The sequence below is a fragment of the Halomonas saccharevitans genome, assembly GCF_032333995.1.
GTDB lineage: Bacteria > Pseudomonadota > Gammaproteobacteria > Pseudomonadales > Halomonadaceae > Halomonas > Halomonas saccharevitans.
Map to the genome: position 1 here is coordinate 246,997 of NZ_JAVXUR010000005.1, position 23,078 is coordinate 270,074.

General features: G+C 67.6%; 20 protein-coding genes. 9 read left to right on the forward strand and 11 right to left on the reverse strand.

Annotated features, from left to right (window positions below; all coding sequences use genetic code 11):
• Nucleotide 1: 1 nt before the first annotated feature.
• The 4 genes from RSO68_RS13750 to RSO68_RS13765 all read right to left on the reverse strand — a co-directional run bounded on the left by RSO68_RS13750 (nt 2) and on the right by RSO68_RS13765 (nt 4,988).
• Nucleotides 2-1,120 (reverse strand): extracellular solute-binding protein, encoded by a 1,119-nt coding sequence (locus RSO68_RS13750; RefSeq protein ID WP_315586980.1) that lies wholly within the window; start codon nt 1,118-1,120, stop codon nt 2-4.
• Between the two features lie 2 nt (nt 1,121-1,122).
• On the reverse strand, nt 1,123-2,916 hold the full coding sequence (locus RSO68_RS13755; protein ID WP_315586981.1) for a chloride channel protein: 1,794 nt from the start codon (nt 2,914-2,916) through the stop codon (nt 1,123-1,125).
• Between the two features lie 200 nt (nt 2,917-3,116).
• Complete coding sequence (locus RSO68_RS13760) at nt 3,117-3,587, reverse strand: aminoacyl-tRNA deacylase (RefSeq protein WP_089850780.1); 471 nt, start codon at nt 3,585-3,587, stop codon at nt 3,117-3,119.
• A gap of 144 nt (nt 3,588-3,731) precedes the next feature.
• On the reverse strand, nt 3,732-4,988 hold the full coding sequence (locus tag RSO68_RS13765) for a ChaN family lipoprotein (protein WP_315586982.1): 1,257 nt from the start codon (nt 4,986-4,988) through the stop codon (nt 3,732-3,734).
• A gap of 299 nt (nt 4,989-5,287) precedes the next feature.
• Between RSO68_RS13765 and RSO68_RS13770 the strand changes: the two genes are divergently transcribed.
• Both RSO68_RS13770 and RSO68_RS13775 read left to right on the forward strand, forming a co-directional pair.
• The gene (locus RSO68_RS13770; protein WP_315586983.1) at nt 5,288-7,030 is read left to right on the forward strand and encodes a mechanosensitive ion channel family protein; all 1,743 of its coding nucleotides are present in this window, start codon (nt 5,288-5,290) and stop codon (nt 7,028-7,030) included.
• Between the two features lie 63 nt (nt 7,031-7,093).
• Nucleotides 7,094-7,465, forward strand: coding sequence for a hypothetical protein (locus RSO68_RS13775; protein WP_315586984.1), 372 nt, complete (start codon nt 7,094-7,096; stop codon nt 7,463-7,465).
• A 79-nt stretch (nt 7,466-7,544) separates the two neighbouring features.
• Here the strand turns inward: RSO68_RS13775 and RSO68_RS13780 are convergent, their stop codons facing one another.
• Complete coding sequence (locus RSO68_RS13780) at nt 7,545-7,982, reverse strand: secondary thiamine-phosphate synthase enzyme YjbQ (protein WP_315587014.1); 438 nt, start codon at nt 7,980-7,982, stop codon at nt 7,545-7,547.
• Between the two features lie 240 nt (nt 7,983-8,222).
• Between RSO68_RS13780 and RSO68_RS13785 the strand changes: the two genes are divergently transcribed.
• A complete protein-coding gene (locus RSO68_RS13785) occupies nt 8,223-8,567 on the forward strand; it encodes an AraC family ligand binding domain-containing protein (RefSeq protein WP_315586985.1) in 345 nt (114 codons plus the stop codon).
• A 37-nt stretch (nt 8,568-8,604) separates the two neighbouring features.
• Here the strand turns inward: RSO68_RS13785 and RSO68_RS13790 are convergent, their stop codons facing one another.
• The 4 genes from RSO68_RS13790 to RSO68_RS13805 all read right to left on the reverse strand — a co-directional run bounded on the left by RSO68_RS13790 (nt 8,605) and on the right by RSO68_RS13805 (nt 14,282).
• Nucleotides 8,605-9,555, reverse strand: a complete 951-nt coding sequence (locus tag RSO68_RS13790; protein ID WP_315586986.1) for a LysR family transcriptional regulator — start codon at nt 9,553-9,555, stop codon at nt 8,605-8,607.
• 129 nt (nt 9,556-9,684) lie between these two features.
• On the reverse strand, nt 9,685-11,025 hold the full coding sequence (locus tag RSO68_RS13795; protein WP_315586987.1) for a sodium/glutamate symporter: 1,341 nt from the start codon (nt 11,023-11,025) through the stop codon (nt 9,685-9,687).
• A gap of 70 nt (nt 11,026-11,095) precedes the next feature.
• Nucleotides 11,096-12,409 carry an NAD(P)/FAD-dependent oxidoreductase gene (locus tag RSO68_RS13800; RefSeq protein ID WP_315586988.1) on the reverse strand — a complete coding sequence of 438 codons (1,314 nt, stop codon included), beginning with the start codon at nt 12,407-12,409 and terminating at the stop codon, nt 11,096-11,098.
• Between the two features lie 286 nt (nt 12,410-12,695).
• The gene (locus RSO68_RS13805; protein WP_089850786.1) at nt 12,696-14,282 is read right to left on the reverse strand and encodes a BCCT family transporter; all 1,587 of its coding nucleotides are present in this window, start codon (nt 14,280-14,282) and stop codon (nt 12,696-12,698) included.
• Nucleotides 14,283-14,523: 241 nt separating this feature from the next.
• Between RSO68_RS13805 and RSO68_RS13810 the strand changes: the two genes are divergently transcribed.
• Together RSO68_RS13810 and RSO68_RS13815 are read left to right on the forward strand one after the other, a co-directional pair.
• Entirely contained in the window at nt 14,524-15,423 is a 900-nt protein-coding gene (locus RSO68_RS13810; RefSeq protein WP_315586989.1) for a lysozyme inhibitor LprI family protein, read from the forward strand.
• A complete protein-coding gene (locus RSO68_RS13815) occupies nt 15,420-16,202 on the forward strand; it encodes a bestrophin-like domain (RefSeq protein WP_315586990.1) in 783 nt (260 codons plus the stop codon). Before RSO68_RS13810 ends, RSO68_RS13815 begins: the two co-directional genes overlap by 4 nt.
• 91 nt (nt 16,203-16,293) lie before the next feature.
• On the opposite strand, the gene RSO68_RS13820 is transcribed toward RSO68_RS13815, so the two are convergent.
• A complete protein-coding gene (locus tag RSO68_RS13820) occupies nt 16,294-16,794 on the reverse strand; it encodes a lactoylglutathione lyase family protein (RefSeq protein WP_315586991.1) in 501 nt (166 codons plus the stop codon).
• Nucleotides 16,795-16,888: 94 nt separating this feature from the next.
• On the opposite strand from RSO68_RS13820, the gene RSO68_RS13825 reads away from it, so the two are divergent.
• On the forward strand, nt 16,889-17,758 hold the full coding sequence (locus RSO68_RS13825) for a LysR family transcriptional regulator (protein WP_315586992.1): 870 nt from the start codon (nt 16,889-16,891) through the stop codon (nt 17,756-17,758).
• A gap of 185 nt (nt 17,759-17,943) precedes the next feature.
• Entirely contained in the window at nt 17,944-18,894 is a 951-nt protein-coding gene (locus RSO68_RS13830; protein WP_315586993.1) for a GGDEF domain-containing protein, read from the forward strand.
• A 97-nt stretch (nt 18,895-18,991) separates the two neighbouring features.
• Here RSO68_RS13830 and RSO68_RS13835 read toward each other — a convergent pair whose 3' ends face one another.
• Nucleotides 18,992-19,897, reverse strand: a complete 906-nt coding sequence (locus RSO68_RS13835) for a cation diffusion facilitator family transporter (RefSeq protein WP_315586994.1) — start codon at nt 19,895-19,897, stop codon at nt 18,992-18,994.
• 406 nt (nt 19,898-20,303) lie between these two features.
• On the opposite strand from RSO68_RS13835, the gene RSO68_RS13840 reads away from it, so the two are divergent.
• Nucleotides 20,304-21,998, forward strand: coding sequence for a cation:proton antiporter (locus RSO68_RS13840; protein ID WP_315586995.1), 1,695 nt, complete (start codon nt 20,304-20,306; stop codon nt 21,996-21,998).
• The gene (locus RSO68_RS13845; protein ID WP_315586996.1) at nt 21,995-22,960 is read left to right on the forward strand and encodes a universal stress protein; all 966 of its coding nucleotides are present in this window, start codon (nt 21,995-21,997) and stop codon (nt 22,958-22,960) included. Before RSO68_RS13840 ends, RSO68_RS13845 begins: the two co-directional genes overlap by 4 nt.
• The last annotated feature ends 118 nt before the right edge of the window (nt 22,961-23,078 follow it).

Sequence of the window (23,078 nt, forward strand, 5' to 3'; positions counted from 1 at the left end):
GCTACTGCGACTCGCGCAGGGCTCGCCAGTCGCGAAAAAGCGCCTGGATGCGCGAGCGGGTGCGGGCGTACCAGGTCTCGTCCTTGGTCATCGCCCGCTCGGCATTCAGCGGGTGGGTCGGGATGTGCAGGCGCATGTCCACGCCGCTCTCGGGGTGGGTGGTGACTTGCACGGTCGCCGAGCGGCGGGCCGGGCCATAGGGGATGTGCCGCGCCAAGTCGGCGAGGCGCTCGGTGTCGGTGGCGAAGCGCAGGAACTCGCGCGCCGCCTCCGGGTGGGGGCCGCCGCGGGGAATCGCCCAGGTCTCGTGCTCCTGGACCTGGCCGTCCCAGAGGATCTCAATGGGCGCGCCGCGGTTGACCATGGCATCGAAGAAGCGGCCGTTGTAGCCCGAGGCCATCACCACCTCGCCCTCGGCCAGCAGGCGTGGCGGGGTATCGCCGGCCTGCCACCAGTGAATCTCGTCGAGCGACTCCAGGCGCTCCAGCGCCAGGTCCAGGCCGCGGCGCGTGCTGAGCAGCCGGTAGAGCTCCTCGCGGGGCACGCGATAGGAGAGCAGCGCCCACTCCAGGTTGACCGCCGGGGTGTCCTGCAGGGCGCGGGGGCCGGGGAAGCGCCGCTGGTCGAAGAGATCGCCGATGCGGGTCGGACGCCGGCCGGGAAAGGCGTCGGTGCGGTAGGCGACCACGGTGGCGAAGATGCTGTGGGTGATGGCGCAGCGTCCGAAGGAGCCCGGCAGGAAGTCCGCTTCCGCCGGGGTGCCGTCCGGGGCCGGCGCCAGCAGCGCGGGCGAGACCGGCTCGAGCAGGCCCTCGTCGCAGGCCGCCATGGCCTGGCTGCGGGTCATGTCGATCAGGTCCCAGGGCACCTCGCCGGAGGCGACGGCGCGCCTGAGCCCCTCGAGCCCGCCGTCGTACTGCTGCACCGTCACCGGTCGGCCGGTGGCGGCGGTGTAGGGCGCGAACAGCGCGGCCTGCTGGGCGCGCTCGTAGGCCCCGCCCCAGCTCAGCACGACGAGGGCGTCGTCGCCCGCCGTGACGGGCGCGGTGGCGAACAGTGCCAGCCATAGCAGGTGCGCCGGCTCTCGGCTTCGCGCTAGTCCTCGTTCATCTTGTTCCATGTTCATCCCGTGCCATGTTCCTCCCGTCGCAGCTCGTCGCCGTGTGCCAGGTAGGCGCGGGTGATGCTCGATTCGAAGACCACCCCCAGGAAGGCGCCCTCGGCGTCGACCACCGGCAGGGCCTCCCCGATGACGTCTTCGAGCGCGGCCATGGCGTCCCAGAGCGAGGCGTCGGGCGCCAGCACGGGGCGGGCCAGCGGGGCGATCTCACCCACCCGCTGCGTTGCTCCGCTGTCTCCCGGCGGGGCGTTCTGCATGCCCTGCTGAGTGGCCTCCCGTGCCGCTTCCAGGTCGGCCAGGCTCACGCAGCCCCGATAGCGCCCCTCCGCGTCGACCAGGTAGCCCTCGCCGTGGCGGGCGCGACACAGCGCGGTGACCGCCTCGTCCACCGGTGTCTGCGGCCTGAGAGTCACGCAGTCGTCCGTCAGGTGCTCCATCACCGGGGTCCCCCGCAGCACGGCCCGGCCGCGCCCGGCGGAAAGGTCCAGGCCGCGCTCCACGAGCTGGATGTCGAACAGCGAGCGCCCGAACAGCTGGGCGGCGATGGGGCTCGCCAGGGTCACGCTCGCCAGTGCGGCGGTAGTCAGCGCGTAGCTGCCGGTCAGCTCGAAGACGATCAGCAGGCTGGTCAGGGGCGCGCCGATCACCGGGGCGGTGACTGCCACCATGCCGCAGACGGCATAGAAGACGAAGGTCTCCTGGGGGGCGCCGCTGAGCTGGCCGACCAGGGTGCCACACAGCGCCCCGAACAGGGTGCCGATCACCAGCGCCGGGCTGAATACTCCGCCACCGAAGCCCATGCCCAGGCAGAGCCCGGTGGCGGCGATCTTGAGCACCAGGACCAGCAGCAGCTCGGCGCTGTCGAAGGCGCCGGCGATGGTGGCGAAGCGCAGGGTCTCCTGACCCATGCCGAGGATATCGGGGACCCACAGGGCGGTGAGGCCGAGCAGCGCGCCGGCCAGTGCCGGGCGCAGCGGCGCGGCCAGCGGCAGGCGCCGCGCCAGGCGCGTGACGCCGAGCAGGGTGCTCATGTAGCCCCCCGCTACCAGGGCGCCGAGGCCGCCGATCGCCAGGAAGGCGATGAACTCCCAGGGGCGCGGCACGGCGGTCTCGGCGACGTGGAAGAGCGCGCCGCGCTGGAGGACGTTGGCGGCGATCACATGGCCGACCAGGGCGGCCGCGGCCACCGGAGCGAAGGCGCGCAGGGCGTAGTGGCGCAGCACCACCTCGTGGGCGAAGACGATGCCCGCCAGGGGCGCGTTGAAGGCGGTGGCGATGGCGGCGGCCACCCCGCAGGCGATGGTGACGTTGTCCTCGGAGCGACCCAGGCGCAGCAGCCGGGCGCCGAGCGATCCCAGGGTCGCCCCCAGGTGCACCAGCGGGCCGTACTGGCCGACCGAAGCGCCGGCGCCCAGCGAGATCAGGGCGCTGAGCGCCGAGAGGCCGCCGGCCCGAAGCGGCAGCCGGCCGCGACGCGTCTGCACGGCGGCGATGGCATCGGCCGGGGTATGCGGGCGCCGCTCGGGAATGGCGAGATGCACGAGGCCGACCGCGAGGCCACCGAGCGTCGGCACCGCGACGGTGATGACCAGCAGCAGGCTCGGGTGATCAAACATCATGCGACTGCGCGGCGAGATCAGCAGCAGGTCATTGAGCCCGAGCACCGCGGCGACGAAGCCCACCGCGACCAGCGCGGCGACGGCGCCGATCACGGCGCCCAGCAGGACGAGCCCCAGGAAGCGGGCGACGGCCAGCGGCTCACGGCCGGCGCGGGTGACGGCGAAAAGCGGTTTCATCTACAAGGTGTAGGCGGGGGTCTCGCGCGGGGCAAGGCGTTGAGGCGTCCGACTCGGCGTCGATAACCGTCGGACGGGCGCTCGATGGGCGACACGACGATCGACAAGAGAACGACAATAGAGCGACAAGAAGGCCGCGACCATGAGGCATGGCCGCGGCCGGAAGGGCGCGGTGACGATGGCTGGCCCGGGCCGGCGGCTCAGTGGTGCCGGCTGAAGTGGCCGTGAGGGCTGGCGGTCATCAGGCGGTCGAACTCGCTGCCGCTCATGTGCACCAGGGTCCGGTGGTCGCCGGCCTCGAAGTAGATATCGGGCTGGTGGCGCAGCATGTCGTCGATGTAGACCTGCAGGCCGTAGGCCTGGCCCACCGGGGTGGTGGCGCCGGGATCGCAGTCAGTGAACGTCTCGGCGATCTGTGGCTCCGAGGCCAGCTCGACCTTCTCGTGAAAGAGCGCCGAGAGGCGGTCGAGATCGGCGTCGCAGGTGCTCGGCAGCACGGCCAGACGATAGCCCGCGTCGCCCTTCAACATGACCGCCTTGGCCATCTGGTTTCCGGCAATGTGGGCCCGTTCGGCGACGCGGCTGCTGCTCACCTCGCGGGGGTGGGGGACTTCCTCGAAGTCGATGTCACAGGCGCGGAGATACTCTCGGATCGTCATGGGCATGCTCATGACACTTCCTCCTTCGGCCGCTAGGGCCGGGATCGATAGTGGTGGCCTCCCTGTGGGTTGATGGTGCCTTCCATCCCTTCAGCATAGTCTCTTCGGCGACACCGTCCCTTCGACACGCTCCTTCAATACCGTCTTTCTGTCTGCTCAGCTCGCGGGGGGAAAGCGCGCCAGCCGCTCCCGGGTGACGCCGTCGCGCATGACCCCCAGCGGCAGCAGGGTGCCCGGGGCCTGGCGGCGCAGGATGAGGTTGAGGTCGGTGGGCACCTCGACGGTGACGCCGGCGGCGGTGACGATCACGTCGCCCGCCGCCAGGCCGGCCTGTTCGGCCACGCTCCCCTCATTGACGCTCACGATACGCACGCCGTCCGGGTGGGCCTCGAGCAGCACGCCCAGGCGCAGCGGGTCGGCGGGCTGGAAGGCGGATTCATCGCCCAGCACATAGCGGGCGTCGGCGTGCTCCGCCGGCGCGGCGCAGTCGCCTTGCGGAGGCCAGGGCAGCAGGCTTTGGTGATCGGTGAGGCCCAGGTCGTCGAGCTGGGCGGGCACGCCGTCGCCGTCGGCCAGGTGCCCCTGGCCCATCAGCCCCACCACGAGCGGGTCGTGCCCTGCCAGGTTGCCGGCGCGCGCGGCGTCTGCCAGGGCTGCGGCCATGGCGCGGTCCCAGACCAGCTGGGCGGCGATGAAGCGCTTAAGGCCCGCGGGGTCGTCATCGAGATCGACATGCCGCTCAAAGATCGCCGTGAGGCGCTCGCGATAGGCCGGCGCGGCCGGTGCCGGCGGGGTGATACCGAAGCGCTCCTCCGCCGGGACGGCCCCCCAGCCCTGCATGGCCAGGCGCCCGCGCAGGGCGGGCGTGACGTTGAGGGCCACCAGCGGAATCCGCTGCATCCGCGCGAAGTGCAGGATCGGCAGGTAGAGCGCGGGATCGAAGCCCCAGGCCTGCTGCCAGTCGCTCGCCGCGAGGAAGTCGTCCTCGTCGAGCTCGCCGGCGCTCCAGGCGTCGAGCGCCGGCTGAGCCTCCCGGGGCAGCATCTCCAGGCCGATCACCATGGACGGGCGATGGGCATGCAGGGCGGCCAGGGTGTAAAGCTGCCAGCGGTGATGATCGAGCCGGTCATGCTGCTCGCCGAGCAGCAGCACCCGACGCTCGGCGAGTTCGGGCATCAGCGCCGCGGTGGAGTGCCGCTCGCCGTCGTCGGTCACCCACTGTCCTGGCGCGGGACACGCCCGGGCCTGGTCGTCGATAGGAGTGTCGAGGGGCGTGTCGAGGGGCGTGTCGAGGGGCGTGTCGAGAGGAGCAGCGAGGGCGGTGGACAAGGGAACGACCAGGGCAACGACGAGCCAGGCCGGCAGGGCGCGGCGGCTGAGGGAACGAAGGGGCAGCGGACGAGGTGGCGGCATCGGGGGCTCTCGGATAACGTGGCGGGCCATGCCCGGGATCGACCCCCAGCCTACCTCGGAGCTCGATAGCTGGGAAAGCGGCGCCCTTCGAGAACGGTAAAGCGCCGATGAGCGGTCGCTTCTGGCACGACGGTTGCGAGAGGCGGTGTCGGGTCTGGCGCGAGAGATGAGGGGGCCCGAGCCGCTACACTGGATCAACGAGAACCTCGCCTCGCGCTCCCGGCATGGTTGGCCGGCGGCGGCCCGGAGGGCGACGACTGGGGGAACAGGGAATTTCCGACGCTTCGGGAAGGACGCTTATGAAGACTTCGCTTACAGGGATCCTGATGGTGTGGCTGCTGGCCCTCTCCTGTCCGGGCGTGGCCCAGGAGGAGGGCGAGGAGACCCGCTGGTTCAGCGTCGACGCCTTGAATACCGGCCTTGGCCAGCCGCCCGACGAGATCGAGCGCAGGACGCCGCGAGACGCGGTTCGCAGCTTCCTGACGCTGACCCAGGACGAGGACTATGCGGCCGCGGCCCATCTCCTCAATCTCCTCGATCTGCCCCCAGAGGAGCAGGCCGAGCGCGGTGCGGTGCTGGCCAGGCAGCTCGCTGCCGTTCTGCAGCGGGGAGAGTGGATCAACGTCTCGAGCCTATCCTCGCGTCAGGATGCCATGGTCGTGGAGTCCTCGGGCAAGAGCTCCCGCGTTGGCCAGTCAAGGCGCAACCTCGAGCTCGCCAGCCTCGACCTCGATGGGCAGAGCTACGAGGTGCGGATCGCCCGCTACCGGGCGGGAGAGCAGGAGCCCGTGTGGCTGATCGCCCCGGAGACGATCACCGCGATCCCCCGGCTCTACGAGAAATATGGCCCCTCCTGGCTGGAGGACCAGATCCCGGAGCGCTTCCAGGTCTCCTTCGGCAAGCTGAAACTCTGGGAATGGTTCGCCATCCCGATCTTCCTGTGCCTCATCGGCGCGGTGGGGTGGTTCGCCCATGCCCTGATGGGCCTGCTGGCGAGCCGCCTGCCGGCGGGGCTCTCCAGCGTCTTCGCGCAGATGATCCGGCTGCCCCTGGCCTTCATCGTCATGTCGCTGCTGACACAGTGGCTGCTCGATTACGTGGTTTCCTTCTCGGGCCTGGTCACCGCCATCTTCCGCGGGCTGCTGGTGATCATCATGGCCTGGGGCGTGGGCCTGATCGCGCTGCGCTTGGTGGATACCCTGCTGATCCGGATGACGCGTCGCCTGGTGGGCGAGATCGACGACACCAAGAGTCGCGACGAGCGCCAGCTGCTGACCACTCTCCACGCGCTGCGACGCGCCGTGATCCTGATCACCGTGACGGGCGTGGCGATCTACGTGATCGCCCAGGTCAGCCTGTTCGAGACCCTCGGCGTGACCCTGCTGGCCTCGGCCAGTGTGGTGACGGTGCTGGTGGGCATCGCCGGTCAGGCCGTACTCGGCAACATCCTGGCTTCTTTCCAGATCTCGCTGACCAAGCCGATCCGCATCGGCGACCTGCTGATCTTCGAGGATCAGTGGTGCTACGTGGAGGGCATCTATTACACCTTCATCCGCCTGAGGACCTGGGATGAACGGCGACTGGTCGTGCCGGTGAGGTACTTCATCTCGAAGCCCTTCCAGAACCTCTCCTCGAAGAACGCGAAGCTCTGTCAGACCATCGTGCTGACCCTGCACATCAGCGCCGACGTGGCGACCCTGCGGGAAAAGTTCAAGGAGTTCGCGATGGCCGAGGAGAAGGTCATCGATCACCACTCGCTGGCCTGCTACGTGACGGGCCAGCACGAGGCGACGCAGGAGATCTCCTTTTACCTGACGAGCCCGGAGCCCATGGGCGCCTGGGCGGCCGAGGCGCAGGTCCGCGAGAAGCTCCTGGCCTTCATCCGTGACCATCACCCCGAGTGGTGGCCCAGGTCGGTGGTGGTGCTCAGCGAGCACGATATTGCCCGGGGCGACACGCCGGAGCACCGGCGGATCCGGCGCCCGGCCAGGGTGGAAAAGATCGACGACGCGTCCAACGCCGAGTCACCGTCCGATGACTAGACGAATCATGCGGCAAGTCGGGCTTATGCACCGGCCCGGCATCGACCACGAGGGATAGGCACGATGAGCGCTCAAAGACGACTCGCCGGCACCGGCGCGGCCCTGAGGTTCGCCACGCTGTTGTTCGCCGCGCTGTCGCTGACGGGGTGTGGCGACGAGGAAGGTGTCGCCGAGGTGCCGCTGCCGGTGCTGGCCGACAACCCCGCCGCCCACGACGACAGCCGCGTGGCGACCCAGGGCGTGGTGCGCCACTTTGATGACCCGCTGCACTACTGGATCGAGGACGAGGACCTGCACCGGGTCGAGATCTTCCCTCACGAGCGCATCGCGCCGTATCTCGGCGAGGCCGTGCGGGTGAAGGGACACTTCCGCTTCTCGCCGACAGAAGGTCGCCGGCTCACGCTGGAGCGCATCGAGCGGCTGGGGGCCGAGTAAGCGCGCCGGGCGATGCGGCCGGGCGATGCGGCCGGTCGTTCGGCCTCGTCGGCGCCCGATGTGGGTCGGCTCGCGGTCGTTACCGCGAGACGCCGTCCATGCTTCCCTGGAGCGTGGCGATGAGGCGACGCGAGCCGCCCCGGTCACGATGCTCGCCCAGCCAGATGCCCTGCCAGGTGCCCAGGGCCAGGCGCCCTTCGCGCACGGCTACGGTCAGCTGGGTGCCAAGCAGGCTGGCCGCCACGTGGGCGGGCATGTCGTCATCGCCCTCGAGAGTGTGGCGAAAGTAGGGCAGGTCGCCGGGCACCAGGTCGCGCAGGAAGGCGTCCATGTCGTGGCGAACGTCCGGGTCGGCGCTCTCGTTGAGGGTCAGCGAGGCCGAGGTGTGCAGCAGCTGAAGGTGCAGGAGCCCCACCCTTACCTCGGCCAGCCGCGGCAGGCCGGCGACGATCTCATCGGTGACCCGGTGAAAGCCCCGCGTCCGCGGCGCCAGGGTGATCTCGCGCTGGTCCCACATGGTCTCGATGTCTCCCGTGATGGTGCTGGCGCCCAGCATAGGGGAGGCCGTGGCGACATGCATCCGCACGCCGCGCCTTAGCGCATCTAATGGGCGTCGTTAGTGTCTCTGAAGCCGTTGGCCCACGCCCTCGGCGCTGACATACCGTGCGGCCGTTGCTGGCGCGTCGTCGGGACTCGGCTTCGAGCCGGGCCTGGGCGGGCCGCGACGTCAACCGTTCATGCCGCAGGGAGACACCTCATGCCAGCCATCAAGTTCGATCATCGGGACACCGCCTTCACTCACCGCGGCGGCCCGCCCGGCCACGCCGAAGTCGGGCGCACCGTCTCGACCGATCTCAGCCAGACCATGGGTGCCGGCTTTGCCCGCTGGGACGGGGCCGAGGTCGAATGGACGGTCCTCTATGACGAGATCATCTTCGTCATCGAGGGGGCTCTGGAGGTGGAGACTCGGGAGGAGACGCATGTCGTCACGCCGGGGCAGATGCTGTGGCTGCCCAACGGCACATGGCTCAAGTACCGCGGCAAGGCGCTGTTCGGCTACGCGGTCTATCCGGGTAACTGGAAGGCGCTGCTCGAGCAGTAGGCCTGAGGCCAGGCGGCGCGCCCCTCGGTGGGCGCGCTCAGCCCGCCGCCAGCATCTTCTCGATCTCGGGGCGAATGGCGGCCTCGTAGTGGCGGCTGCAGAAGCGGGCCAGCTCGGCCGGCAGGGTGCCCTGTTCGCCCTCCCAGGCAAGCAGATACAACTCCCGCTGCAGGGCCGGCCCCGGCAGGGGCGCTAGGCGGACCTGAAAGGCCTCGTAGCGCGCGTGCATCAGGCTCAGCGCCGAGGTGATGCCCCAGCCCAGTCGTGCCTGGACCAGTGCCAGCATGGTGTCCGTGGTATCGAACTCGATGCGTCGCTGGCACTCGAGCCCCAGGCGCCGAAGGTGGATGTCGATGTCCAGCCCCATGCGCGAGTGGCGAGAGTAGCGAATCATTCCCAGGGAGCGGCTCATCTTGACCAGCGCCTCGCGGCTGTCGACCCGCCGCTCGGGCGGCAGGACGAGCAGATACGGATCGCTGAACAGGTGATGCCGCTCCAGCCCGTCCCGGTGCTCCATGGCACTGGACGTCACCACCACGTCGATATGGCGCTGCAGGAGGCTCTCTTCGTTGGGCTCGCAGAAGCCGGAGCGCAGCGTCAGCTCCTCGACCCTCGTCCCCAGCCGGTTGACCACCAGCGGGGCGAAGACGGAGGCAAAGGAGTCCACGAAGCCGCAGCGCAGGAAGGGGGTGGCATCCATGCCTGAGCGACCGACATTGGCGACCACGCTGCGCGCCTCGCTGAGCAGGGAGCGGCTCTCGCGATAGAGGCGTTCGCCGGCGACCGTAGGCCTCAGGGGGCGGCACTGGCGGTCGATCAGCGTGAGCCCCAGCTGCTTTTCCAGCCGCGTCAGCGACTGGGATATCGCCGATTGCGTGAACCCCAGGGTCCTGGCCGCCTCGGCCATGCTGCGACAGTCGATGATCTGGCAGAACGCCTGGAGCTGTCGGAGATCGGGGAGGTCGTGACGGGGTGGGGAGCTTGTCATGATCATGCCGGGCCGGTATCGAGTGAGATGACTCCCGAGGGGCGAGGCGCCCGTCGGGAGTCAATCGTTCAATATACCACGCGGCCGGCGCTGCCCGAGACGATGAGTACGGCGCCGGCTTGGGGGCGGCTAGCCGGCCGGTTGCAGGCGGGCGGCCGAGCCGCGGAAGGTGCGAGCCAGCAGCTGCACGATCACGATGTAGCCCAGCATGCCGGCCAGGGCCTGCCAGCCGTAGCCGCTCAGGACCAGCATGGGCATCAGCGAGATCAGCAGGATATCGACCACGGCGCCCGGCACGTAGGCGATGGCGTAGTCGTCGAGCACCTTGCTCTTCATCTGCGGGTCGGCCACCCGCAGCAGCAGGATGCCCATGGCCACGGTGCCGGTCATCCAGCCCCAGGAGAAGATTCCCTTCTCGAACCACTCCTCGCCCAGCATGCGTGGCGCCACCACCAGCACCAGGAAGATGCACATCGCCAGGCCCGCGGCCATCAGCAGCGCCATGGGTACGGCATAGGTGATCAGCACCGAGATCTGGATGGAGGCGATGCCGAAGACGATCAGGAAATCCGTGGCGCCGCCAGCGGTGTGGTTGAAGATGCCGTCGTCGAGGAAGCGGCCGGCGCCGGACTTCTGCAGCACGGTGCGCGCGATGCAGCCGAGCAGGAAGGCGCAGGCGAACTTGGGCACCGAGACCAGGTCGTGCAGCCCCGAGAGCGCGTTGCTCATCAGGAAGGCCAGCGCCGTGACCACCAGCACCACCGCGGCATGCACGGCGAAGGTGTCTACCGACATCGAGGAGATGCCCTCGCGCGCCACGACGCGGCGGTCCTCTTCCTTGACCAGGCCGCGGCGCAGCTCGGTGCTCATGTCGGCGAAGCGCGGCAGCCCCTTGAGCCAGCCACGATTGACGCCGAAGTTGAGCAGGGCCATGCCCAGGAAGATGGCGGCGAAGATGCCGAAGGTGGCGGAGCTCAGCGCCAGGGTAAAGGCGTCGCCCCAGCCCAGCTGCTGGAAGGATTCGCCGATGGCCACCGCGGTGCCGTGCCCGCCCATGAAGCCGGCCGGCATGATCAGGCCGAAGCCGGGGCTCAGCTCGGGCCAGAGGGTCGCCACCATCAGCCAGCCGGCGACCAGGCCGACGCACCACTGGCTGACCGTCACGGTCTGGTTGAAGGCCCACAGGGTGCCGGCCCGGCCCAGCACCTCACGGGCGCTGGGAAACTGGGTGGCGAGGCCCACGGCGGCGAAGATCACCGTGATAAGGACGCCGGCGTAGGAGGTGAAGCTGTCGGACCAGGGCAGCACGTCCAGAGCGTAGGGGCCGAGCGCCAGCCCCAGCAGCCCGGCGATCATCGAGACAGGGATGAACAGGTGCTGTATCGCGCTGACCCTGACGCGGATGAGTTTGGCCAGCAGCAGCAGCAGGCTGGCGATGCCCAGGTCGAGGACCAGATCCCAGATATTCATTGGCGTTGCTCCATTTGTCGTTATCGGATCGTTCGTTAGCTGCTTCTATCGCGAGCAGCATCTAGCGCGTTCAGAATTCGCTGCGGCTGGCCCAGGCCGCATAGCGCAGGCGTGTCTTGACGCCCAGGCTGAGGAAGGGCTCTGGCGGGTTGAGCCCCGGCTTGTCGGAAATGGCCTGCATGTCGGAGAGCAGCTCCGAGGTTTCCCCCAGTGCCATCTCCGCCAGCAGGCGTCCCGAGATGGTGCCGCGGCTGGCCCCCACGCTTTGATGAATGCCCGACATCCAGGCCTTGTCGGCGACCTGGCCGAACCAGGGCTCGAAGTTAGTGGAGAGCCCGCAGGCGCCGCCCCAGGTCTCCTCGAATGGGACGTGGGCCAGCTGGGGGTAGCGCGCGAGGAAGGAGTCGCGATGGCCCTGGCGGATGGCGGCGCGTGCCCTCGGGTCGTCGTGATACTTCGGCACGAAGCGATACTGGTTGCGCACCATCAGGCGGAAGTCGTGGGTCATGCGCAGCGTCGTGCCGGCGTGATCGGCCGGCGTCAGGCCCCACTGGCGATCGAGGAAGCCGGTGCGCTCCTCGACCGTCAGCGGACGCGTCATGCTGGCAAAGGTCATGATCGGCAGCATGCGACGGCGCAGGAAACCGAACTGGCCGGAGTAGATGTTGGAGCCGAGGATCAGGCCGTCGGCTCGCACCCGCCCTTCGGGGGTCTGGGCGACCCAGCGGCCGGCCTCCCGAGTGAGCGTCACGACCGGGCTCTCCTCATGCAGCGCCACGTTGGATGGCAGGCTATCCGCCAGTCCTCGCACCAGCGCTGCGGGCTGCATCAGGGCGCCGCCGGCGGTGTAGATGGCGGCCGCGTAGTGTCGCGTGCCCAGTCGACTCGCCAGGGCATCTCCGTCGAGACGCTCGTACGGATAGTCGAGCATCTTCAGGCAGGTCTCGAAGTGGTTCAGGAAGGCCAGGCCCCGCTCGCCGACGGCCCCCTGATACTTGCCCTCGATGGACCAGCCGCAGTCGATCCCATGGCGCTCCACGAGGGCCTGGAGATCGGCGATGGCCTGGCGGTTGAGCCTCAGCTGGCGCTGCTTGCGACGGTCGTCCTCGCTCTCCAGGTCCCGCTTGTGGGGCAGGTCGATCACGAAGCCGGAGTTGCGTCCCGAGGCGCCCTGGCCGACCCGGAGTCCCTCCAGCAGGGCCACCGACTGGTGCGGGCGCAGTTCGCCCAGCCGCCGGGCGGCGGCCAGGCCGGTGAAGCCGGCCCCGATGACCAGCCAGTCGACGTCCTTGGCACGCCGCAAGACGTCGGCGGGGGCCGCCGGCGGCAGCATCCGGTACCAGCCGTTAGAACCGTCGTCCTTGGGTAGTATGGTCGCAGACACTGCCTCGCCCTCATCCATTGGTGTTAGTTGCGGGGATGGTGCGGCAGCGCCGGTGTCGGCCCAATCAGCATCAGGAAAACTAACGGGCCGCTTTATGGAAAGTGAAGAAGGGTCCGTATATTGCGACGAAAGTCTAGAGGGGTGCCGTTCGCGGGAGAAGAGAGCGGGGGCTGATCGCCCGTCTCGGCCGGCCACGAACGGCAAAAGGCCCCGAGTCATCGCTGACTCGAGGCCTCTTCGGCGCGTCACGCCCGGGCCTGCCGGCCCGGGCATCGGCGGTGTCGCCTCAGTGCTTGGCGGCACTCGCCTTGGCGTTGCGCTCGGCCACCAGGCCCTGCTCGCGGGCCATGGCGTAGGCGGCACGCGGCCCTGTCCACAGCGAGGGCAGCAGCACCAGCGACACCGGGATCGCGGTGATCACGATGAACTGCTGCAGGGCGCTGATCTGGCCGGCGCCCATGTAGAGCAGGATGCCCGCCATGATGGCCATGGCGATGCCCCAGAAGGCCCGTACCAGACGGTTCGGGTCGTCGTGGCCGGTGCAGACCACGGCGATGGCATAGCTCATGGAGTCGCCGGTGGTGGCGACGAAGATGCTGGTCAGCACCAGGATCGCCATCGCCATCAGGCCGCCGCCCGGCAGCGCCTGGGCCACGGTGAGGGTCGCCACGTCGAACTGGAAGTTGTTGAGCGCCTCGGTGAGGTCGATCACGCCGGTCAGCTGGTAGTGGATGCCCGAGCCGCCGAGCAGGGTGAACCACATCGCGGTGGCGATCGGCGCCATCACGGCCACGGCCAGGATCATCTGACGGATCGAACGGCCCCGCGAGATGCGCGCCACGAAGATCGCCATCAGCGGGCCATAGCCGATGAACCAGGCGAAGAAGAACACCGTCCACCACTGCATCCACCAGGCCGGCGCGGTCTCGGAGGTCATGGTCGCCATGGCGAAGAACGAGGTCAGGTATTCGCCGAAGCCCTGGGTGAAGGCGTTGGTGAGAAACAGCGTCGGACCGAAGACGAAGATCACCGCGGCGATGGCCAGCGCCAGGAAGACGTTGAACCGGCTGAGGATCTGGATGCCCTTGTGGATGCCGGTCATCGCCGAGGTGACGTAGACCACCGCCAGCGCCAACAGGATCATCAGCTGGGTGCCGAAGCCTTCGGAGGCGCCGAACAGCTCATGCAGGCCAAAGCTCACCTGGGTGGCCAGGAAGCCGATGGGGCCAACGGTGCCGGCGACCACGGCGATCACGCAGCAGGCATCGACCACGCTGCCGAACCAGCCCTTCATGATGCGCTCGCCGAGCACCGGATAGAGCAGGGTGCGCGGCTGCAGCGGCTGGCCCTTCACGTAGTGGGCATGCGCCAGCACCACGGCGGTGAGGGTGCCGAGCACGGCCCAGGCCAGGAAACCCCAGTGCATGAACGACTGGGCGAGGGCCCCGGCGACCGCTTCCGGGGTACCGGCTTCGGTGTCGAAGGCCGGCGGGGTGACCACGAAGTGGTAGATCGGCTCGCCCGCGGCGAAGAACACGCCACCGCCGGCCAGCAGGGTGCACATGATCATCGACAGCCACTTGAAGGTGCTGATCTGTGGCGAATCGAGGTTACCCACCCGAGCATGGCCGGCGGGGGAGATGGCTACGCCCATGCCGACCAGGAAGGTCAGCAGCAGCAGCAGCTGGAAATAGGTGCCCAGCGTCGCGGCGGTCCAGGCGAAACCGCTGGCGATGCCGTCGGCAACGCCCTGGATGTCGTACAGCGAGAGGCCGACGAAGGCGACGATGAAGCCGATGGTAAGCAGCAGCACGAGAGGATCGCCAAGCCGCGACATGAGTCCCGTCTTGGCGGTTTGATCATTCTGGGGCATGGGGGAGATGCTCTAGTTTGGAAGGATTTTCGGCGTCTCCAAAACGTAACGCCGACTAGAGCGCCGGTACCCTACCACAGACACGCTCTTGGGCTAAAGGATAGCCTCAGAATGTCCCGCGCGACTCTCGCGGGGGACGACCCCATCGCCTCGCGTTTCACGGTGACCCGATGTGGACTCGGCTAGAATCTCAACGTCGAGAGTGCGGCGCGCGGCGCGGCCAGTCACAGAGGAATGAGACATGCTCGGATGGATGGCGATACTCCTGCTCGCGGCGGCGGCCCAGTCCCAGGCCAGCGACGATGATGCCTCCCCCGATCCGGCGCCGATGCCCTGTTCCGCGGCGTGGGTCAGTCAGATCGAGGCGCGGCTGGGGACGGGCGATGGGCGTGGACACGGCCCCGATCCCGGCTCCGAAGAGTGGCGATCGGTGGTCGAGTTCAGGCTCGACATCCGTGATGACCCGTCTGTGCCGAGCCGGGAGAGCGAGGCCTGGTGTCGCCATGTGGATCAGCGCCTGCGCGACCGAGAGGCCCTGCTGGCAAGCGAAGGCGCCGCCCGCGAGTCGATCGGCGAGACGGGGCCCTCGTATGCGTGCGATGGGGTCGCGTCGGGCAGCATCGAGGCGCTGGTCTGCCAGGACCCGGCGCTGTCGACGCTGGATCGCTCCCTCGCCGACGCCTATGCCGCGGCTCGGCGCGTGGCGGTGAATGAGCAGCCGCCGCAGCTGGTCGCCGAACAGCGCGGCTGGATCAAGGGGCGCGACGAGTGCTGGAAGAGTGACGACAGGCGCGAGTGCGTCCGTGAGGCCTACGTGCGTCGGATCGCGTCGCTCCAGGCCCGCTATCGCCTGGTGCCCTACCGCGGCCCGGTGGCCTATCACTGCGACGGCAACCCCACCAACGAGGTCGTCGTCACCTTCTTCGAGACCGAGCCGCCGACCCTGATCGCCGAGCGCGGTGACAGCGTCTCGCTGATGTATCGCCGGCCACAGGGCGGCTACCGCGGGCGCAACGAGCGGTTCGAGGCATCGTCGGAGGAGGCCAGGATCACCTGGGGGCATGAGGCGCCAACCATGAGCTGTCGGGATGCCGCGATGGCGGCCGCCGGCGCCGCTGGGAACGGGAGCTCGTCGCCGTGAGTCTGCTCGCCCATCTGCCCAATGGCCTGCTGATCGTCGTGATCGTGCTGGTCGCCAGCGCCCTGGCCCTGCTGCCGTATCTGCTGGCCCGCCGGGTGATGTTGGCTCGCGCCGACCAGCACTCCAAGGACCTGGCCGGTTCCGTGCTGTTTCGCATCGGCGCCCTTCACAGCCTCATCCTGGCGCTGATATTCGCCCAGGAGCTGCTGAACTTCAGCGAGGCACGCCACGCGATGACCCGCGAGGCCGCTCTGGTCGGCGACATCTACTACGACCTCCAGCGCTATGACGATGAGACCACCGCGTCGATGCAGGCCCATCTCGTCGACTACACCGCCATCGTTCTGGAGCGCGAATGGCAGGGCCTGGCCCAGGAGGGGCGGCTGGACGCGCAGGCCTGGGCCGAGTGGGAAAGCGTCTACGAGGCCATCCTCGACCTGGTGCCCGAGACCCTGCGCCAGGAGTCCCTACGCGACATCATGGTGGTTCAGGCGCGGGAGCTGTCGGAGCTGCGCATCAACCGCGAGACCGCGGCCCTGATCGGCACCAACGATCTGTTCTTCTTCGCGGCGATCGCCGGCATCGTGGTGATGTCCATCGGCTACTTCCCGTTCCCGCCGACCCCGGTGAACCTGACCCTGCTGCTGCTGTTCGGCGTCTACACCGGGCTGGTGCTCTACTTCATCGTGGCCTTTTCCAACCCCTTCAGCGCACCGGGCTTCGTCGAGCCGCTGCGCTTCGAGCGGCTCATCGAGGCGATGCGCAGCGCAGCAGGTTGACCTCTGCGCCATCGACGCGAGGCCCGAGCCGGGGATCCAGCTCGGGCCTCGTGCATGATGGGAAGCATTGCTCGACGCCGGGCGTCGCGGGTCAGTAGGCGCCTTCGCTGTAGGTCAGCTCATAGCTGTGGCTGTAGATCTCGAGGATGTTCCCGAAGGGATCTTCCATGTAGATCATGCGGTAGGGCTTCTCGCCCGGGTAGTAGTAGCGCGGCTTCTCCATGCGCTTTCTGCCGCCGGCGGCGACGATGCGCTCGGCAAGCCCCTCGACGTCGGGGTCCTGCACGCAGAAGTGGAAGACGCCCGTCTTCCAGTACTCGAAGTTGTTCTCCGGATTCTGCGCGTTCTTGAACTCGAACAGCTCGATGCCGATCCGGTCACCGGTCGACACGTGGGCTATCCGGAAGCGGTCCCAGCCGCTGCCGAACACGTCGGTGCACATCTCGCCGATGGCGCTGTCGTCCTCGACGACTTCCGAGGGGGCCATGATCAGATACCACCCCATCACCTCGGTGTAGAACTCCACCGCCCTGTCCAGATCCGGCACTGAGATGCCGATATGTGAGAAGTTTCTCGGGTAAGCGTTGTGCATGATCGTTCCTTTCGCGTGGATGACGGGGCCAGTGTACGAAGCACGAATGATCACTTAAAATTATCATTTATCATTTTCATGAGTCCGGATCGTAATGATCAACCCGAACTGGCTGCAGAGTTTCTGCACCCTGGTGGAAGTGGGGCACTTCACCCGCACCGCCGAGCGGTTGCACATGACACAGTCCGGCGTCAGCCAGCAGGTACGCAAGCTGGAGGAGCAGCTGGGGTGCGCGCTGCTGGTTCGGCAGGGCAAGCAGTTCACGCTCACCGACGCCGGGGAACGCCTGTATCGGGAGGGCCGCCAGCTCGTGCTGTCGCTTGCGAACCTCGAGCAGCGGGTCGCGGCCGACCCGGCCTGCCAGGGCATCGTGCGGCTGATGTCCCCCGGTAGCGTAGGCCTCAAGCTTTACCGCCGCCTGCTGGCCCTGCAGCGCCGCCACCCCGCGCTGGTGATCGACTACCGTTTCGCCCCCAATGCCGACGTGGAACGTGCCGTGGCCGCCGGTGACGTCGATGTCGGCTTCATGACGGCCCGCTCATCGCTTGCTGACGTCAGCACCAAGCCGGTGGCCAGGGAGCCGCTGCTGCTGGTGACGCCCGCCGCGGTCGCCCGGCCCGACTGGGAGACGCTGAGTCGGCTCGGCTTCATCGACCATCCCGACGGCGCGCATCACGCCGGCCTGCTGCTGGGCGCCAACTATGCCGAGTTCGAGCATACTCAGCAGCTCGACAAGGCGGGGTTCTCCAATCAGATCAACCTGATTCTCGAGCCCGTGAGCCTCGGCCTGGGCTTCACCGTGCTGCCGGCTCACGCGGTCGAGGCCTTCGAGCACCCCTCACGGGTCGGGGTTCATCCGTTGGCGCACCCCGTCAGTGAGACCCTCTATCTGGCCGCGCATCGTCGCAAGGCCATGCCGAACCGCGTGGCGACGGTGGTGGCCGAGGCCATGCAGCATCTCTAGCGGGTCATCCACGCAGCGAGCGCGTTCTCGAGACGAGCTGGGCCAGACGAGAGCCGCGGCCACGCGCCGGTCAAGCAGGCGCGCGCTTGTCAGTTGCCGGCGGGCGTGCCAGTCTTCGCGGCGTAACGATCAGGCTCGCGCGCGAGCCCGAACAGGAGAGCGGTGTGGAAAGGCCAGGGAAACCCGTGGACGACGAGAGGCGCGTTGAGGCGCTCCGCTTTCTCGACATTCTTGATACGCCTGCCGAGGAGCGGTTCGACCGCTTGACGCGTCTGGCCAGGCGGCTGTTCGACGTCCCGATTGCCCTGGTCAGCCTGGTCGATCAAGACCGTCAGTGGTTCAAGTCCTCGGCGGGGCTGGACGTTCGGGAAACCGATCGCGATCTCGCCTTCTGTGCGCACGCCATCCACGGCGACGGCGTCTTCATCGTGCCCGATGCGCGGGCGGATGAGCGCTTCGCGGATAATCCGCTGGTCGCGGGTTCGCCCCATATCGGCTTCTATGCCGGCTGTCCCATCACCGACATGAACCAGCAGAAGATGGGCACCCTCTGCATCATCGACTGTCGGCCCCGCGAGCTCTCGAAGGAAGATATCGACGCCCTGAAGGATCTGGCGGCCATCGCCGAGCGCGAGCTGGCCATGGTCAAGCTCGCCACCCTGGACGAGCTGACCAGCCTGGCCAACCGCCGCGGCTTCATGACGCTCGCCCATAACAGCCTCGAGCTCTGCAGCCGGCACGGCATGCCGGCCACGCTGGTCTTCATCGACCTGTACAGGTTCAAGGAGATCAACGACGAGCACGGGCACATGGAGGGCGATCGAGCCCTGGTGTCCTTCGCCAACACCCTGGTCAACACCTGTCGGAGCGCCGACATCGTGGCGCGCCTGGGCGGCGACGAGTTCGTCGCCTTCCTGCCCAATGCCTCCCAGCGCGAGGCCGAGGGCTATATCGCCCGGCTGCACGAGGCATTGGAAGAGCACAACCGCGACGCCGATCGCGGCTACGAGATCCAGTTCTCGTCCGGCATCATCGAGTTCCACCCCGAGCAGCATCAGACCATCGACGACCTGCTGCTGGCGGGCGATGCGCTGATGTACGAGAGCAAGGAGCAGGATGAGGCCGACAGGGCCTGATGCGTAGCGTCTTGCTAAGCGAGGCCCTCAGTCACTGACGGTAAGCTCCTACCTCTAGTGCAAGCGCCGGACGCCTTGGCCCGTTGTGGCGCTCGGTTCAGGTCCAGCGCGGATCGGCGGTGAACGAGACGGTGAACCAGCGCCGCTGTGGCGGGATGCTCAGTCCCGCCGCGATCGCCGTGCGGATCTCGTCGAGCTCGACCATGCCGCGCCCGGCGGCGAAGTCCGGCCGAGTGACGATATGGATCTCGATGAAGTGCCCGCGGCCAGCCTTGGCGACGTGGCTGTTGTAGTCCAGCAGCCCCTCACGGCGCATCACCGGGGCCATCGCGGCGTGCACCTCCCGGTCGATGGCGCTCGGCGCAATCAAGAGCACCTCCTTCATGGCACGACGCACGATGCCGATGGGCACCGGCAGAAAGCCCAGGGTGAGCATCGCCAGCAGCAGCGAATCTACATAGGGCGTAAGGTGCGCGTAGGCGCTGCGCTCGAGGATCAGCGCGATCAAGAAGGCCACCAGCAGGGCGCCTGTGATCAGTGCCGCCATCAGCCAGCCGTGCATGTCGATGCGCACGAACTCCGAGCCCACGCCGCGGTTGATCCGGCGCTGGTGCAGCGTCATCGCCGTGCATACCAGAGTGACCACCGCGGCATAGACGATGGCCACGCCGAAGGCCAGCTCATGGCCGCCGGCCATCAGCCCCTGCACGGCATTCAGGAAGGCATAGAAGCACAGCAGCAGCAGGATGGCGCCGTTGAGCGCCGCCACCAGCGGCTCCAGGTGCCAGTAACCGTGCTGGAAGCGCTGGCTGACCTCCCGAGCGATCAGCCGTGTGACCACCAGTGCCAGGGTCGACATGGCCGCGTCGATGGTCGAGAAGACGCCGTCGAAGAGGATCGAGCGCGAGCCGGCGAGCAGCCCGAAGGCCACCCCGAGGCCGGCGACGACCAGCGTCATGGCAATGGAGAGCTTGATGGCGCGCTGTTCGAGGGCGGCGGGCATGGCATCGTCCTTGATGGGCAAAGCCTCGAGTCTAGCCGAGCCCCGGCGCCCTGGGGAGGTAGCGCCGCCTCCCTGGCGAACGACACCACGGGCGGGAATACTGGTGGCCTCACGCGCCCGTCACTCGATCACGTTCGACTCTTTCTAGAAGCGCCACTACCGCGGCGAGGCGGTCACCATCATGCAGCGCGATCTCGGGGCGCCGGCCGTATAAGCGGCGCGACGTAAAGCCCTACGGCGCCCCGATCCTTGGGTAGCCGAAGCGGCATCATCGTGACGCCACCACCTCTCTCAACGGGTCAGATCGTCCGCGACGCGCTAGATTCTAAACTCGAGTGCCGACCGACGCGTCGCGCCAAGAACAGCAGCATCAACACGTGGGGTGATCAACGCCGGAGGGATCGCGATGCTCGAGAGCGTATTTGCCCAGATCGGGATGATCCTCGGTCTTACCGTCGTGGGGGGAGCATTGGCGCAATGGCTGCGCCAGCCGCTGATCGTCGCCTTCATCGGCGTGGGCATCCTGCTCGGGCCTTCGGGATTGAGCCTGGTGGAGCAGCGCACCGAAATCGAGCTGTTCGCCAGGCTGGGCATCGCCCTGCTGCTGTTCGTGGTGGGGCTTAAGCTCGACCTGCACGTCATTCGCACCGTGGGGCCGGTGGCGCTGGCCTCCGGTCTGGGTCAGGTGGTCTTCACCTCGGCGGTGGGGTATCTCATCGCGCTCTGGCTCGGCATGTCGCCGGTGACGGCCCTCTACGTGGCCGTGGCCCTGACCTTCTCCAGCACCATCATCATCGTCAAGCTGCTGTCCGACAAGCGGGAGGTGGACTCCCTGCACGGTCGCATCGCGGTCGGATTTCTGATCGTGCAGGACATCGTGGTGGTGCTGGTGATGATTGGCCTGACCGCCTACGGGCAGGCCGACGGCAACGTCAACATGGCCTGGGAGGCCCTGCGGGTGCTGTTGACGGGAGGCGCCATGCTGGTGGGGCTGGCCCTGCTGATGCGCTACGTCCTGCCGTGGCTGCTGCACCGGCTGGCCCACTCCTCGGAGCTGCTGATGCTGTTCGCCATCGCCTGGGCGGTCGTCGGTGCCGTGGGCGGCGAAGCCCTCGGCTTCAGCAAGGAGGTCGGCGCCTTCCTCGCCGGAGTGTCCATCGCCTCCACTCCTTACCGCGAGCAGGTGGCCTCGCGCCTGGTGAGCCTGCGCGATTTCCTGCTGCTGTTCTTCTTCATCGAGCTCGGTGCAACTCTGGACCTCGGCATGCTGGGCGCACAGCTCGGCGCCTCGGCGATCCTGTCGCTCTTCGTTCTGGTCGGCAACCCGCTGATCGTCATGGCCATCATGGGCTACATGGGCTATCGCAAGCGCACCGGCTTTCTCGCCGGTCTGACAGTGGCCCAGATCAGCGAGTTCTCCCTGATCCTGGCGGCGATGGGCCTGGCCCTGGGACACCTGCAGGAGGAGACGGTCGGGCTGATCACCCTCGTCGGACTGATCACCATCAGCGTCTCGACCTACATGATCCTCTACTCGCATGCGCTCTATGAACGTCTGGCGCCTCGCCTCTCGATTTTCGAGCGTCGGGTGCCTCACCGGGAACTCGATGACTGGGAGGATGCCAACAATGAAGTGGACGTCCTGCTGATCGGGCTGGGGCGCTATGGTGCGGCCCTCGCGGCGGACCTCAGGAAGCGCGGCTGTCGCCTGTTGGCGGTGGATTTCGATCCCACGACCGTTCAACAGCATGCCCTCAACCGATACCGGGTGTGCTATGGGGATGCAGAAGATCCGGAGTTTCTGGCCACCCTGCCGCTGCGCCAGGCGCGCTGGGTCGTCAGCACCCTCCGCGACCCCGCCGTCAACCGGATGCTGCTGCATGGCCTGCGCCAGCAAAAGTTCGTGGGACAGGTCGCGATTGCCGTCCGTGACTCTCGGGATGTACAACGCTTCGAGGAGGAGGGCGTGGATCTGGTGCTGGTGCCTTACGAAGATGCCGCCAAGGAAGCCGCCATCCGGGTGATGGCTTCTGCTCCGTCGATCGAACCTCGAGAAGTCGACCCTCGAGAAGTCGAACCTCGAGAAGGGGATAACGCATGAAACGCTTTCGGAACATCCTGTATGTCGTAGAGCCCTCGGTGGCCCAGGATGGGGGACTCGCCAGGGCGGCCACCCTGGCAGAAAGCAACCAGGCGTTGCTGACCCTCATCGATGTCTTGCCCGAGGAGACGCTGGATCTGTCGCTGGCGCCTCGAGGGCCATCGGCCGATGCGTTCAGGGACGCGGTGATGGCCGAGCGGCGAACATGGATCGAGTCGCTGATCGCCCCTCATGCCGACCGTATTGCCTACCGGATCGAGGTGCTGACCGGGATCACCTTCATTGAGGTCATCCGGGCCGTGCTGCGGGAGGACCATGATCTCGTGATCAAGACGGCGGAGAACCCGGAGTGGAGTCGGCTGCTGTTCGGCAGCGACGACATGCACTTGATGCGCAAGTGTCCCTGTCCGGTCTGGTTGATGAAACCGGAGGAGAAGCCCAACTATCGACGCATCGTCGCGGCCTTCGATGTCGACGTGCACCGCACCGTGTCTGGTGAAGAGGTGCTCAACGACAACATTTTGGATATCTCAAGCTCCCTGGCGCTCTCCGACTTCGCCGAACTTCATCTCGTGCATGCCTGGGATACGCCGGAAGCCGGTTTCGTGGGTCTCTGGACCAGCGACCCCGAGACGACGGAGCGCCACCTCATCGAGGGTGAACAGGCCCGCCACAAGCTCGGCATGGAGAGGTTGACGTTTCGACTTCGCGAGCGCATAGGCGACGAGGCCTATGATTATCTCTCTCCGCGGATCCATCTGCCCATGGGCCCGGCACGCAAGCAGATTCCGCTGCTGGTCGGCAAGCTCGAGGCAGACCTGGTGGTGATGGGAACAGTGGCGCGAACCGGAATTCCCGGCTTCATCATCGGCAACACGGCCGAGGCGATGCTCTATCAGCTGCAGTGCTCGGTGCTGGCGCTGAAGCCGCCGGGCTTCGTCTCCCCGGTCACTCTGGAATGACCCCGGCTTGGTATCACCGCCGGCGAGACCTGACACGAGGCGGCTCCCGGCAATCGAGGTCCTGCAAGCGGAGGACCATGGCCTCTCCTCGGAGCATATGGCCCTGTCTTGACGCATA